Here is a 14270-nt window from a genome sequence, read left to right on the forward strand (position 1 = left end):
TCGCCGAGCTGTCCGTCGCGATCACCGAAGAACTGCGTGGGGAGATCCGCCGCCATGGCCAGCACTGAGACCACCGCCAAGGACGGCAACGACCTCGCCGGCCTCGAAGCCGGCCTGGACGCCCTCGACACCGTCCAGACCAGCCGCGCCTCCGTGCGCGACACCCTCGTACGCAAGGTCCTCCCACCCGTCACCGCCGTCGCGCTGGTGCTGGTGGTGTGGCAGGTGCTGGTCTGGGCCGAGGTCGCCCCCGCCTACAAGCTTCCCTCGCCCTCCGCCGTAGGGGACGAGGTCCGCGCCGCCTGGCTGCAGGGCACCCTGCTCGACTACATCTGGACGAGCGTCTCGCGCGGTCTGCTCGGCTTCCTGCTCGCGCTGGCCATCGGCACCCCGCTGGGTCTGCTGGTCGCGCGGGTGAAGTTCGTGCGGGCGGCGATCGGACCGATCCTGTCCGGCCTCCAGTCGCTGCCGTCGGTCGCGTGGGTGCCGCCGGCCGTGCTGTGGCTGGGTCTGAACAACTCGATGATGTACGCCGTGATCCTGCTCGGCGCGGTCCCCTCCATCGCCAACGGCCTGGTCGCGGGCATCGACCAGATCCCCCCGCTGTACCTGCGCGCCGGACGCACCCTGGGCGCGACCGGGATGCGCGAGGCCTGGCACATCGTGATGCCGGGCGCCCTGCCGGGCTATCTGGCGGGTCTGAAGCAGGGCTGGGCGTTCTCCTGGCGCTCGCTGATGGCCGCCGAGATCATCGCGTCGTCGCCCGATCTCGGCGTCGGACTCGGCCAGTTGCTGGAGAACGGCCGCAACAACGCCAGCATGTCCCAGGTGTTCCTGGCCATCTTCCTGATCCTGCTCGTCGGCATCGCCATCGACCTGCTGATCTTCAGCCCCCTGGAGCGGCGGGTGCTGCGCAGCCGGGGCCTGCTGGCCAAGAGCTGACCGGCGCGGCGGCCGGGGAGGGCAGCCTCGCCGCCCTCTTTCGCCACCCTGCCGCTACCGGACGTCTCCAGCTCCTAGAGGACTCGTTCCCATTCGAGTGGGCGCTTCGGAGATGACCGCGCGAGCCGGAGACACAGCCATGACGCAGACCCCCCGCAGGAAGCGGGCCAACGGGGTGGAGTCCCGGCAGCGCATTCTGGACGCCACCGTGGAGATCGCCGGCGAGCGCGGTGACGACGGCACCTGCATCGCCGCCGTCAGCGCCAAGTGCGGGCTCCCGGCCAGCTCCGTCTACTGGCACTTCAAGGACAAGGACGACCTGATCGCCGCGGTCATCGAGCGCAGCTTCGAGACGTGGCCGGCGGCCGTGGAGCTGCCCGCCGAAGGGCCGCCTCTGGAGCGGGTCACGCTCATGGCCGCGAACATCGCCAGGTCCCTCGTCGAGGCCCCTGACTTCCTCCGCCTCGGCCTCATGCTCGCGCTCGAACGCCGTCCGACCGAGACCCCGCGGCCGGACCGTCTTCCTCCAGGTGCGGGAGATCTCCCGGCAGCGGATCTCGGAGACGATCCGTACCCTCTTCCCGGACCTGGACGAGAGCGAGGTCCACACCCTCACCACCTACGCCGTCGCGGGCGCCGACGGACTGTTCGTCCAGCGGGAGATCGCCGGCGACGGCGTGGACCTGGTCGCGTTGTTCGAGCTGCACGCGCGTCTGGTCTACGAGGCGGCGACACGGATGAGTGTCAGTTGAGCGGCTTGGCCAGCACCGCCTTGCGATGGCTGAACGTGTCGATGGAACAGCGGCCGTGGTAGTTGCCCATACCGCTCTCGCCCACTCCGCCGAACGGCAGGTCGGAGACGGTGAGGTGGGCGAGCGGCAGGCCGTGTCCGAGGCCGCCCGAGGAGGTCTCGGCGGCGATGCGCTCGCGCGTGTCGTCCGATGCGGAGAAGACGTACAGGGCGAGGGGCTTGTCGCGGTCGTTGATGAAGTCGATCGCCTCGTCCAGGCCGGGGACGGTGACGACGGGCAGGATCGGGCCGAAGATCTCCTCGCGCATGACGGGCGAGGCGGGGTCGACGTCGGCCAGGACAGTCGGCGCGATGTACTTCGACGCCCGGTCGCTCGCCCCGCCGACCACCGCGCGCCCCGAGCCGAGCAGCCCGGTCAGCCGGTCGAAGTGCCGTTCGTTGACGATCCGGCCGTACTCGGGCGAGACCGCCGGGTCGGTGCCGAACAGTGCCTCCACCGCGCGGACGAACTCGGCCTCCAGGGCCGCCGCGGTCTCGGGGTCGGTGAGGACGTAGTCGGGGGCCACGCAGGTCTGCCCGGCGTTGAGGAACTTCCCGGCGGCCAACCGGTCGGCGACGACCGTGAGGTCGGCGTCGCGGTCGACGAACGCCGGTGACTTGCCGCCGAGTTCGAGGGTGACCGGGGTCAGGTGTTCGGCGGCGGCGCGCATCACGATCCGGCCGACCGTGCCGTTGCCGGTGTAGAAGATGTGGTCGAAGCGCTCGGCCAGCAGGGCCGTGGTCTCGGGCACGCCGCCTTCGACGACCGCCACCGCCTCGGGATCCAGGTGCGCGGGCAGCAGCCGGGCCAGTACGGCGGAGGTGGCCGGAGCGAGTTCGCTGGGCTTGGCGACGACCGCGTTGCCCGCGGCGAGCGCACCGACGATCGGGGTCAGCAGCAGCTGGACCGGATAGTTCCAGGGGGCGATGACGAGGACGACGCCGAGCGGGTCGTACTGCGTCCAGGCGCGGGCGTCGGCGCCGAGGTGCTCCGGGACGGGGACGGGGACGGGGCGCAGCCAGTCGTCGAGGTGGTCGAGGGTGTGGTCGATCTCACGGACGGTGAAACCGATCTCGGTGCGCTGGGACTCCTTGGCGCTCTTGCCCAGGTCGGCGTGGAGGGCGGCGGCCAGCTCGGGGGCGTTCTCGGTGAGCATCGCGCGCAGCCGGCGCAGTTGCGTGACGCGCCACTCGACGGGCTTGGTGCGGCCGGTGCGGAAGGCGGCGCGCAGTCGCGCCACGGGGTCGGCGGGGTGGTTCACGGTGCCTCGCTGGTGATGCGCGGGCCGTGCGGCCCGCTCGCGGTCTGGCCGGGCGGTCGGCCCGACGTATCGATGTATACACCAACCATTCAGCTCGAGAAACGATTCCCAGACCCAGCCCTCGACTGGACCTCTCCACAGTGCAGCCTCTACACATAAAGGCCAAATAAGAGCAAAATGCTCGGTAGGCGGCGCTTATCCGCATACCGCACCAGACGCGGTCAGGCCTGCGAGTCAAAGGAGACGAGTCATGGCCAACGTCTCGCCCACCCGGGGTGACATAACCAGCCACCCCGATGCATCGGAGATGCGGGAACGCTACGCCCGCATGCTCGGCGGTCGTGATGTGACGCTCTTGGACGGACCGGTGTTCCTGCTCGGTCTTTACTGCGCCGTGTCCCCGTGGATCGTCCACTACACGACCAGCCAGCCCGATCTCGTCCCGCACAACCTGGTCATGGGGATCGCGATCGGCCTGCTGGCGCTCGGATTCACCCGGGCTCCCGAGCGCATGTACGGCCTGAGCTGGGCCATGTGCGCACTGGGCGCCTGGATGATCGTCGCGCCGTGGATCGTCGGCGACAGCCCGGACGCCGGCGTCGTGTGGAACAACATCATCATCGGAGCGCTGGCCGTGATACTCGGCCTGACGTGCGCCGGTGCGGCGGCGAAGAGCGCCCCGAGGCCATAACAGCCACGAAGTAGAGGAACAAGGGAAAGAGGAGAACGCGTCGGCGGGCCCCCGTACCCCGGGGTCCGCCGACGCCTCGCGTCCCGGCTCAGCCCTCCGGCACCAGCCACGGCTCCTGCGAGAGCGTGCGGCCGGTCTCCAGCAGGGACTTGAGGTTGGACAGCACGGCCGGCCACCCCTGGGAGACGGCGGCGAGGTCGTCCTCAGTGGGCAGGTTCTCGTGGGTCACGGTCAGCCGGACGATGGCGCCGTGCGGCTGGATGTCGAAGGTGACCCGGGACGAGGCGTCGGCCCGGCCCTCCTTGTCCGGTTCGGCCCAGGTGGTGACCAGGCGCGTCGGCCGCTCGCTCACCACGACGGTACCGACCACGTCGGCGATGCCGGAGCCGTCGGTGCGGACGTGTGCCCAGCGGGAGCCCTGCTGCCAGTCGGAGACATTGCTGTGCCCCCAGTAGCCGGCGGTCAGGTCGGCGTCGGTGAGCGCGTCCCAGACCTTGTCGGGCGTGCTCTCGATGTAGATGACGTAGACGTAGGTGGGCTTGTCGGTCATGGCTTCCTCGGCTTGTCGCTTCACGGCGCCGAGCGCGCGCAGCCGCGGGCGCTCGAACTTGTCGATCCAGCGCTCCTGGATCTCGTGGAGCGGGACCGGGTTGAGGTAGTGCAGCTTCTCCCTCCCCCGCCGCACCGTGCTGATCAGACGGGCCGCCTCCAGGACGGCGAGGTGCTGGGTCACCGCCTGCCGCGTCATCGCGATGCGGGCGCACAGCTCACCGAGCGTCTGGCCGTTCTCCTCGTGCAGCCGGTCGAGGAGCCGCCTGCGCGTGTCGTCGGCCAGGGCCTTGAAGACCTGATCCATCCGGGAGGCGTCCACTGATCGCACACTCAACGTTATGCAGGCAATTCCTTGCATGTCAACTCGGCGCCCGCTGCCACAACCCTCCGATTCCTCCGTGAGCCCGCCTGCTCAGCCGAGCTCCCGGCGATGGTCCGCCACCCAGTCGTGAGCGGCTCGCACCTCTTCCAGGACTCCTCGCTCCCGCAGCCGGACCATGGCCGCGTCGCCACGCTCGGCGCCGGCCGCGATGCCCCGCAGACACCGGTCCTGCCACCACAGGATCGTGTCGACCAGATCGTCCAGCTCGCGCTCGCCGTACGCCTCGCGTACGAGCCCGATCCGCCGGGCCGCCTCGGGCACATCGGTCACACCGGGTCCGAGGCCCAGGAACTGCCAGCACACATGGGCCACGTCGTGCACCCGCTCGCCCGGGGCGGCGAGGTCCCAGTCGACGAAGGCGGTCGGGCGCCAGTCGGCGTCGTACACGGTGTTCTTCGGCGCCAGGTCGTTGTGGCAGACCACGTCCCGGTCACCGGCGAGGGCGGTGCCGTGGGTCAGGTCGTGGAACTCGCGCACCATGCGGGCGATCCGGACGAGCGCCGCGTCCGTGCGGGCCGCCGTCCGCTCCTCGGGACTGACCGCTGCCCGCCCCTCGAGATAGCCGAGCATCTCCCGGCCCTGCTCGTCGGTCCCGAGGAACCGCGGCGCCCCCGGCCAGCCGTGCCGCTCGAACAGGGCGAGCAGGTCGTGCACGTACGGCGATCGCGGTGCGGGCCGCCGCCGTACCGTCGCGCCCACCCGTACGACCTCGTTGATCGCTCCGCCGTCCAGCGCGTGTTCCTTCATCCGCCGAGTATCGCCGCTGGGCTCGCCGTTGGTTGAAATCGAACGGACTGTTCATGGCACGGAGGGGCACCCGGAGGATGTGGGGGGACCGAGGAGAAGAGGTGGAGATGGAGATCTCCGGCATCATCAGTGCCATTGTGATCGGCATTGTCATCGGTGTGCTGGGCCGGCTGGTGGTGCCCGGCCGTCAGCGCATCGGGATCCTGCTCACGATTCTCGTGGGCATTCTGGCCGCACTGATCGGTACGGCCCTGGCCTCGGCGTTCGGCGTGGCCGACACCGATGGTGTCGACTGGGTCGAGTGGCTGTTCCAGATCGCGCTGGCGGCACTGGGTGTCGTCGCGCTGGACCGGTCGAAGGCACGCCGCTGACCGACCCGGCGGTCACTGCCGGCCGAGCCATTGCGCGTACCAGGCGACGGTGGCGTCGATGGTCTCGGCCAGCGGGGTCGGTGCCGCCCCGAAGGCCCGTTCGAAGGCCGAGGAGTCCATGATCTGCGGCTCGGTGTGCTGGTAGAACATCTCCGCGTACTCGGCCATGAACTCCTCGTCGAACGGGCCGAAGGGGCGCGCCTCGGGCACGGGCACGACGGTCAGGGGCCCGCCCACCCGCTTCTCGATCAAGGTGAGGATCTCGCGAGTGCTCAGGGCGGGCGCCGTCGGCAGGTGCCAGACGCGGCCGTCGCCCTCCGGGTGCTCGCCGAGGGTCGCGAGCCCGGCCGCCACGTCCTCGATGCTGGTGTAGCTGTGCGGCAGGTCGATGTCGCCGAGTCCCGGGACCTCGCCGCCGGTCAGCGCGGCCGGGAACACGGCGCCGCCGAGCGTGGAGTTGAGCACGCCGGGCCCGACGAAGTCGGCGGAGCGGCCGAGGACGACGCGGGCGCGGCCCTCACGGTGGGCGGCGAGGTACTTCTCATCGAGTTCGGCGCGCATCCGGCCCTTGCGAGTGGTCGCCTGCCACGGTGAGTCCTCGGTCATCACCGCTCCCCCGGTCTCGCCGTACGGGTAGAGCGTGTCGAGCACGACCAGGCGGGCGCCGGACTCCTCGGCGGCGGCCAGGACGGCCTCCTGGATGCGCGGCATCACCTCGACCTGGAGGTGATAGCCGACGTTGACGCAGTGGTAGGCGACGGCGGCGCCGGCCAGAGCGGCCCGCGCGCCCTCGGGGGTGGAGACGTCGGCGGCGCACCGCGTCACGCCCTGGAGCGCGGGGCCCTCGCCCTTGCGGTCGACGAGCCGCACGGGGTGGCCCCGGCGCACCAGTTCGCGGGCGAGCGCGGTTCCGGCCGGGCCGGAGCCGAGGACGACGTGCAGGGCGCGCATCTCAGTGGTCATGGCTGACCCCTTCTCGGGATAGTTAGCTTCCATCGCTTTCGTTAGAGACTATAACTCTCACGACAGGGTCTGGCAATGGCCGTCCGGCGTAGGCTGCGCGGGAAGATCACCCGAGCCGGAAGGGGCGTACGCCATGGGCGTGAAGGACTCCGAACTGCCGTACCTGCGGCGCTGCGTGGAACTGGCGGCCGAGGCGCTGGACGCCGGGGACGAGCCGTTCGGATCGGTGCTCGTCACGGCGGACGGCTCAGTGGTCGCCGAGGACCACAACCGGGTGGCATCCGGCGACCGCACCCGGCACCCCGAGTTCGAGCTGGCCCGGCTCGCGGCGGCCCGGCTCACGCCCGAGGAGCGGGCCGCGGCCACGGTCTACACGTCCGGCGAGCACTGCCCCATGTGCGCGGCCGCGCACGCCTGGGTGGGCCTCGGCCGCATCGTGTACGTGGCCTCCTCCGAACAGCTCTCCGCCTGGCTGACCGAGCTGGGCGTACCGGCCGCGCCGGTACGGGCCCTGCCCGTCAACGACATCGCGCCCGGCGTGACGGTGGAGGGCCCGGTCCCCGAGCTGGTCGACGACATCCGCGCACTGCACTTCCGCTTCCACCGCACGCGGGGCTGAACGGCACCCTGTCCCGCCCGAGATGCACGGGCCGACCCTCGCTGCCTAGGATCAAGAAAGGCCACGGCCGGATGGGCCGGGCCCCTCCCACGCGGGGAGGCGCATGACCTTGCAGCCGGCTCAGCGGCTTACGGCCGCACTGGTGACCCTGGTCGGGGTCGCCACCGCCGTGTACCTGACGGTCCCGGCGGCCCTCACCCCGGTGTGGGCCGTGATCGGTCTTTCCGGGGTCGCCGCCGTCCTGATCGGCGTCGAGGTACACCGACCCGCCCATCGCTGGCCCTGGTGGGCGCTGGCCGCCGGGCTGCTGACCTTCATCACCGGGGACACGTACTACAACGCGATGGAGGAGTACTTCGACGCCTCCAACCCGTTCCCCTCCCCCGCCGACGCCTGCTACCTGGCCACCTACCCGCTGTTCGCCATCGGCCTGTCCGGCCTGGTCCGCTACCGCTGGGCGGGCCACGACCTGCCCAGCCTGCTGGACGCGCTGATCTTCACCGCGGCTCTGGCGCTGCCGGTCTGGGTGTATCTGGTGCAGCCGCTCACCGAGGTGGAGGGACTGACCTGGCAGCAGCGGGCGATCAGCATCGCCTATCCGCTCGGCGACGTCCTCGTGCTGGCCCTGCTCGTACGGCTGCTCGCCCCAAGCCCCCTCAAGGGGCCCAACCGGTCGGTCCAGCTCCTCGTCATCGGCACCCTGACGCTGCTTCTCTTCGACATCGCCTACGGCATCCTGCAGCTCAACGGGCTGTGGCAGACGGGCACGCTGATCGACGCCGGGTGGATCATCTTCTACACGGCCTGGGGCCTGGCCGCGCTCCATCCGGCCATGGTGGAACTGACCGCGTCCGTGCCCACCCGCGCGTCCCTCGTCCCGCCCGCCCGCCGACTGCTGCTGCTCGCGCTCGCGACGCTGATCGCACCCGGCATCCTGCTGCACGAGTCGATCCGCGACACCGCCCAGGACGCCGCCGTGATCGCCGCGTTCTCGGCCCTGCTGTTCCTCCTGGTCATCCTGCGCCTGGCGGTCATGGTCGTGGCCCACCGCCAGGCCGTGGCCCGGGAACTGACCCTGCGCGCGGCCGCGGGCTCGCTGGTCTCGGCGTTCCTCCAGACCGACGTGGTCCGGTCCTGCGAGCGCGCCGCCGACACCCTGCTCGGACCCACCGTCCGCCACCGCACCCTGGTGCTGCCCGCCGAGAAGGTCACGGTCCCGGCCCTGCGCGAGGCGCACCTGACCACCCCGGACGCCCTCGGCCCGGAGCTCGCCGCCGAACTGGGCGACCTGCCGTCCGTGCTGGTGTGCCCGATGACCCCGCCCGACCGGCCGCCCGGCGGTGCCGCGGGCGCGCTGCTGGTGGCCGGGCCCGCCCGGCGGCTCGCCGAGACCCGCGGCTCCCTGGACATCCTCGCCTCCCACGCGGGCCTGGCCGTGGAGCGGGTGATGCTGCGCCAGGAGGTCGTGCGCAAGGAGAGCGAGGCCTACTTCCGCACCCTCGTCCGCAACACCTCCGACGTGATCCTGATCGTGGAGGACGACGACACGATCCGGTACGCGAGCCCGTCCGCGTCCTCGGTCTTCGGCACCTCGGAGCTGGCGGGCGGCTCGCTGCCGGACCTGGTGGACCCGAGGGACCGGGAGCGCGCGGCCCGGACGCTGTCGTCCGTGCGCGACGCGCAGTCCCGGGCGGGCCACGACCACTGGTGGGTGCGCCGCCGCGACGGACACGTCGAGGTGGAGGTGCGGTGCACCAACTTCCGCGGCGAGCCCACCGTGGGGGGCCTGGTCGTCACCCTGCGGGATGTCACCGAGCAGCGGCGGCTCCAGCAGGAGCTCACCCAGCGGGCCTTCCACGACTCGCTGACCGGGCTGCCGAACCGGACGCTGCTGCTGGAGCGGATCGAGCGCGCCCTGCTGCGCGGCCGCCGCGAGTCCGCGCTGACCTGTCTGCTCTTCATCGACCTGGACGACTTCAAGCAGGTCAACGACACGCTCGGGCACACCACCGGCGACCATCTGCTCGTCGCCGTCGGCACCCGGCTCTCCCGCACCCTGCGCCGCAGCGACACCGCAGCCCGGCTCGGCGGCGACGAGTTCGCCGTACTCATGGAGGACGCCCGGGAGCCGCTGGACGCCGAGCTGCTCGCGGCTCAGGTCATCCAGGCGCTCTCGCGGCCGTTCCGGCTGGCCGAGCAGACGGTGACGGTCTCCGCCAGCGTCGGCGTGGCCACCGCGCGGGACAGCACCGACGCGGAGGAACTGCTGCGCCACGCCGACCTCGCGCTGTACGCGGCCAAGGCGGCCGGCAAGCGCCAATGGCGGCGGTTCCAGCAGCTGCTGCACACCCGGATGGTCGAGCGGCACGATCTGCAGAGCCGGCTCGCGCGAGCCGTGGCCGACGAGGAGTTCACCCTGCGCTACCAGCCGGTCGTGGACATCAGCGTCGGCCAGGTCGTCGGCTTCGAGGCGCTGGTGCGCTGGCCGGGCGCGCCGCGGCCACCGGTGCTGCCGGAGCAGTTCATCACCCTCGCCGAGGAGACCGGACACATCGGCGCGCTCGGCGCCTGGGTCCTGGAGAACGCCGCCCAGGACTTCGCGGGCCTCCAGCCGCTGGCGCGGACCCACAACGGACCGCCGTTCATCAGCGTCAACGTGTCCGCCCGGCAGTTCCGGGACAACGCCTTCCTGGACCACGTCGGCCAGGCGCTGCGCACCCCCGGGCTCGCGCCCGGCTCGCTCCAGCTGGAGCTGACCGAGACGGTGCTGCTGCGCCGGGACACCCAGATCCAGACGGTGCTGCACGCGCTCAAGGAACTGGGGGTGCGGATCGCCGTCGACGACTTCGGCACCGGCTTCTCCTCGCTGCGCTATCTGCGGGACTTCCCCATCGACGTACTGAAGATCGACAAGTCGTTCATCGAGGACATCACCCGCGACTCCCAGCAGGTCGCCCTGGTGGAGGGCATCGTGCGGCTCGCCGACACGCTCGGCCTCCAGGTGATCGCCGAGGGCATCGAGGACCGGGCGCAACGCGACCTGCTGGCGGGCATGGGATGCCGCCTCGGGCAGGGCTATCTGTTCGCCCGGCCGATGACGGTCGAACAGACCGAGCGGGTTCTGCGGCGGCGCGGCGGCGGCCGTACGGCGCCGGCCCGCCCGACGCGTGCGCTGCCCTCGCGCGGCGCCCCGCCCGAGCGGCGCGCCACCTCGGCGGACCTCGAACGGCTGCGGCGCACCAGCCCGATGAGCGACGCGGTCCTGGACGAGGTGCGCGGCCGGCACATCCGCTGCCGCGACCACTGGCTGATCGACTTCGCCTCCTGCAACTACCTGGGCTTCGACTGGGACCCGGAGGTCATCGCCGGCGTCGAACCGGCCGTACGGCGCTGGGGCACACATCCGAGCTGGTCCCGGCTGATCGGCAGCCCGCGGCTGTACCCGGAGATCGAGGAGCGGCTCACCGGACTGCTCCACGCCCCGGACACCCTGCTGCTGCCGACGCTGACCCTGATCCACGCCTCGGTGATCCCGGTCCTCGCCGAGCAGGGGCACGTCTTCGTCGAGGCCACCGCCCACCGCACGGTCTACGACGGCGCCCTGGTCGCCCGCGGGCAGGGCGCCACCCTGCGCCGCTTCCACGCCGAACGGCCCGACGAACTCGACGCGTTGCTGGCCGCGGCGCCTGCGGCCGCGCCCCGCCTGGTGTGCCTGGACGGCGTCAACAGCATGAGCGGCAACGTCTGCGACCTGCCCACGCTCGCCGCCGTGTGCCGCGACCGGGGCGCCGTCCTGTACGTCGACGACGCGCACGGCTTCGGCGTGATCGGGGAGCGCGGCCCGGACGACTCGTGCCCGTACGGCTCGCGCGGCAACAGCGTGGTGCGCTACACCGATGAGTCGTACGACCAGATCGTGCTGGTCGCCGGGTTCTCCAAGGCGTATTCCTCACTGCTGGCCTTCCTCGCGCTGCCGACGGCGCTGAAGAACCGGCTCAAGACGGCGGCGGCGCCCTACCTGTACTCCGGTCCCTCCCCTACGGCGTCGCTGGCCACCGTAATGGCCGGGCTGGACGTCAACGACCGGCGCGGTGACGCCGTACGCGCCGATCTGTACCGCAAGACGGCCCGGGTGCTGGACCATCTGGCCGAGCTCGACGTGTACACCCTCAACCGGGACCGGCTGCCGATCCTGGAGGTCCCGCTGGCCGACCCGGACGACCTGGACGCGGTCGCCCGGTTCCTGTGGTCCGAGGGCATCTACGTGACGCTCGCCGCCTACCCGCTCGTCCCGCGCGACCGGGTGGGGTTCCGGGTCCAGGTCACGGCGCTCAACTCCGACGAGGACATCTCCCGGCTCAACGGCACGCTGACCCGGCTGGCCGGGCGGTACCCGCTGCGGCGCCGGGAAGAGCCGGCCGGGGCTCAGGGGGTAGCACGGTCATGACGACCCACAACGACGACGTGGACTGGGACCGCTGGCCGGTCGCGGACTACCTCGCCGAGAACTACCGGGAGGTGCACCCCTCGGACGCGGCGGTCATCGCGCACCACTCGGCGTTCTACCGGCGCCTCGCTCCCGGTTCCGTGGCCCGCTCGGTGGAGTTCGGGGCGGGCCCGAACCTGTATCCGCTGATGCTCGCCGCCGCCGTGAGCCGCCGGATCGAGGCCGTCGAGGCCGGGGCGGGGAACGTCGACTATCTGGAACGGCAGATCCAGCGTGGCCCCGAGGCGAGCTGGCTGCCGTTCCACGCCCTGTGCCGACGCCTCAACCCCGCGGTCCCGCCGACCCCGGCGCGGGCGCTGGCTCCCGTGTACGTGGTGCACGCGGACGTGCGTGAGCTGCCGCCGGACACCTACGGCCTGGCGTCGATGCACTTCGTCGCGGAGGGCGCCACCGAGGACTTCGCGGAGTTCACCGCCTTCTGCCGGGCCTTCGTGCGCTGTGTGGCGCCGGGCGGGTACCTGGTGGCGGCCTTCATGGAGAACATGCCGACCTACCGCATCGGGCCGGCCTCACGCTGGCCGGGCTGCCCGATCGACCCCGACCGGGTCACCGAGGTGTTCGCGCCGCTGACCCGTCAGCTGTCGGTCACCCACATCGACTCCGACCCGACGCTGCCGGACTACGGCGACTCCGGGATGGTGCTGCTGACGGGCGAGGCCCGGTGAACCCGACGGGCGGCCGGGCGCCGGGTCAGCACCCGCGCCCCGCGCGCAGGGCCAGCCGCCCGCCCGGGAACCGCTCGCGGAAGCCGCGGTCGTGCGAGACCGCGACGACGGCCCCGGGGTAGGCGGCGATCGCCGCCTCCAGGTCCGCCACCAGGTCGAGGGCGATGTGGTTCGTCGGCTCGTCGAGGACGAGCAGATCCGCGGGCCGGATCACCAGACGCGCGATCTGCAGCCGCCGCCGCTGTCCGCCGGACAGGTCAGCGACCCGGACTCGCAGGTCCTCCTCCCGGAACAGGCCGAGCGCCAGCAGCCGCTCGGCGTGCTCCTCCGGCGGGCCGGGCTCCCCGGCCGCGAAGGCGGCGAGCAGCGAGAGCCGGGAGGAGCGCACCGGCAGCTCCTGCGCCAGGTAGCCGATCCGGGCGGAGCGGCACACCGTGCCCGCGTCGGGAACCAGGTCTCCGGCCAGGACCCGCAGCAGCGTGGTCTTGCCGGCGCCGTTCTCGCCCGTCACGAGCAGCCGCTGTCCGGGCGTGATCGTCAGCGGCCCGTCGAGCCGCAGCCGGTCGCCGACCGCGACGCCGTCCAGCGCGACGAGCGGGCGGTCTGGGTGCTGCCCGCCGTCCGCGCCCGACAGCGCGGCCGTGAACCGCAGAGGTGCCGGCGGTGCCGCGACGGGGTGGCGCAGCAGGTGGGCCAGCCGCTCCCGGGCCGAACGCACCTGTCCGCCGAGCTTCGCCTCGTGCGAGCGACGGTGCTTACCGAAGCCCTGCCGCGGGTCCTTGCCCGTGGTGGCCAGCCGTTTCCCGGCGGCCTCCACCAGCTCGCGGGTACGGGCCACGTCCTCGAGCCAGTCCGCGTGCTCCTGCTCGGCGCGGCGCCGGGCGGCGGCCTTCGCGGCCCGGTAGCCGGCCCAGCCGTCGCCGTACCGGCGCACCGCGCGCGTGTCCCGGTCGACCTCGAGGATCGTCGTGGCGATGCGCTCCAGGAAGTCCCGGTCGTGGGTGACCGCGACGACGGTGCCCCGGTGCGTGCGCAGCCGCTCGACGAGCCAGCGCACGGCCGTCGCGTCGAGGTGGTTGCCCGGCTCGTCGAGCAGCAGCAGTTCGGGGTCGGCCGCGAGCACGCAGGCGAGCGCCAGCCGTGACTGCTCGCCGCCGGACAGCGTGCCGAGCGGCCGGTCGCGGGTGAGGTGGCCGAGTCCGAGCCCGTGCAGGGCGGCGTCGACGCGGGCGTCCGCCTCGTACCCGCCGCGTTCCTCGTAGGCGATCAGCAGCTCGCCGTAGGCGGCGAGTTCGTCCTGGGACGCCTCGCCGAGACGCTCCTCCTCCGTGCGCAGCCGGTGTTCCATGGCGCGCAGCTCGGTGAGGGCTAGGTCCACGGCGTCCTGCACGGTGCGGTCCGCGTCGAGGTCGAGGGTCTGGGCGAGGTGGCCGGTGCCGCCGGGGAAGCCGACGGTGATCTCCCCGGTGTCGGGGGCCTCGGCCGCGGCGAGCAGTCGTAGCAGGGTGGATTTGCCGGAGCCGTTCTCGCCGATGACGGCGGCCCGCTCTCCGGGGCGGACGGTGAAGGAGACCTGGTCCAGGACGGTCCGGGTGCCGTAGGACTTGGTGACGTTCTTGACGGACAGCTGTGCCACGGCGGCGGGTGCGGCGGCATGGGCGCGTTCGCGCATGGGACTTTCCCTGGGGGTACGGCGGGTCTACGGGCAGCTGAAACGGCGGCGTCGGCCGTGCCCGGACTCAGAGAAAGCAGAAGAAAGCCATGCGGCGACTATAGCAA

11 protein-coding genes and 1 pseudogene are annotated in these 14270 nt (G+C 72.0%); 7 read left to right on the forward strand and 5 right to left on the reverse strand.

The genetic code is table 11. The features are described from left to right. Positions 1-54 precede the first annotated feature (54 nt). Positions 55-942, forward strand: coding sequence for an ABC transporter permease (locus AC068Z_RS18245; RefSeq protein ID WP_478556374.1), 888 nt, complete (start codon positions 55-57; stop codon positions 940-942). 139 nt (positions 943-1081) lie between these two features. Continuing rightward, positions 1082-1694 (forward strand): annotated as a pseudogene (locus AC068Z_RS18250) (TetR/AcrR family transcriptional regulator). Here the strand turns inward: AC068Z_RS18250 and AC068Z_RS18255 are convergent. Beyond that, complete coding sequence (locus AC068Z_RS18255) at positions 1687-2994, reverse strand: aldehyde dehydrogenase family protein (protein WP_478556376.1); 1308 nt, start codon at positions 2992-2994, stop codon at positions 1687-1689. The pseudogene AC068Z_RS18250 and the gene AC068Z_RS18255 overlap by 8 nt on opposite strands. Before the next feature lie 250 nt (positions 2995-3244). Here AC068Z_RS18255 and AC068Z_RS18260 point away from each other — a divergent pair, with 250 nt between their 5' ends. Then, complete coding sequence (locus AC068Z_RS18260) at positions 3245-3685, forward strand: SPW repeat protein (protein WP_478556378.1); 441 nt, start codon at positions 3245-3247, stop codon at positions 3683-3685. 88 nt (positions 3686-3773) lie between these two features. Here the strand turns inward: AC068Z_RS18260 and AC068Z_RS18265 are convergent, their stop codons facing one another. Continuing rightward, positions 3774-4541 carry an ArsR/SmtB family transcription factor gene (locus tag AC068Z_RS18265; protein WP_478557255.1) on the reverse strand — a complete coding sequence of 256 codons (768 nt, stop codon included), beginning with the start codon at positions 4539-4541 and terminating at the stop codon, positions 3774-3776. Between the two features lie 108 nt (positions 4542-4649). Next, positions 4650-5366 (reverse strand): aminoglycoside phosphotransferase family protein, encoded by a 717-nt coding sequence (locus AC068Z_RS18270; RefSeq protein ID WP_478556380.1) that lies wholly within the window; start codon positions 5364-5366, stop codon positions 4650-4652. Positions 5367-5473: 107 nt separating this feature from the next. Between AC068Z_RS18270 and AC068Z_RS18275 the strand changes: the two genes are divergently transcribed. Further along, positions 5474-5737: a GlsB/YeaQ/YmgE family stress response membrane protein gene (locus AC068Z_RS18275; RefSeq protein ID WP_478557257.1), complete on the forward strand. Its 264-nt coding sequence runs from the start codon at positions 5474-5476 to the stop codon at positions 5735-5737. A gap of 12 nt (positions 5738-5749) precedes the next feature. On the opposite strand, the gene AC068Z_RS18280 is transcribed toward AC068Z_RS18275, so the two are convergent. Then, complete coding sequence (locus AC068Z_RS18280) at positions 5750-6700, reverse strand: NAD-dependent epimerase/dehydratase family protein (RefSeq protein ID WP_478556382.1); 951 nt, start codon at positions 6698-6700, stop codon at positions 5750-5752. A 133-nt stretch (positions 6701-6833) separates the two neighbouring features. Between AC068Z_RS18280 and AC068Z_RS18285 the strand changes: the two genes are divergently transcribed. The 3 genes from AC068Z_RS18285 (at position 6834) to AC068Z_RS18295 (ending at position 12491) form a co-directional block, all read left to right on the forward strand. Further along, on the forward strand, positions 6834-7319 hold the full coding sequence (locus AC068Z_RS18285) for a nucleoside deaminase (protein ID WP_478556384.1): 486 nt from the start codon (positions 6834-6836) through the stop codon (positions 7317-7319). Positions 7320-7422: 103 nt separating this feature from the next. Then, positions 7423-11766 carry an aminotransferase class I/II-fold pyridoxal phosphate-dependent enzyme gene (locus AC068Z_RS18290; protein ID WP_478556386.1) on the forward strand — a complete coding sequence of 1448 codons (4344 nt, stop codon included), beginning with the start codon at positions 7423-7425 and terminating at the stop codon, positions 11764-11766. Further along, a complete protein-coding gene (locus AC068Z_RS18295) occupies positions 11763-12491 on the forward strand; it encodes a class I SAM-dependent methyltransferase (RefSeq protein WP_478556388.1) in 729 nt (242 codons plus the stop codon). The genes AC068Z_RS18290 and AC068Z_RS18295 overlap by 4 nt, the downstream gene beginning before the upstream one ends. Positions 12492-12516: 25 nt before the next feature. On the opposite strand, the gene abc-f is transcribed toward AC068Z_RS18295, so the two are convergent. After that, complete coding sequence (gene abc-f / locus AC068Z_RS18300; protein ID WP_478556390.1) at positions 12517-14163, reverse strand: ribosomal protection-like ABC-F family protein; 1647 nt, start codon at positions 14161-14163, stop codon at positions 12517-12519. Between the last annotated feature and the right edge of the window lie 107 nt (positions 14164-14270).

The organism is Streptomyces sp. NPDC043726 (assembly GCF_056436565.1).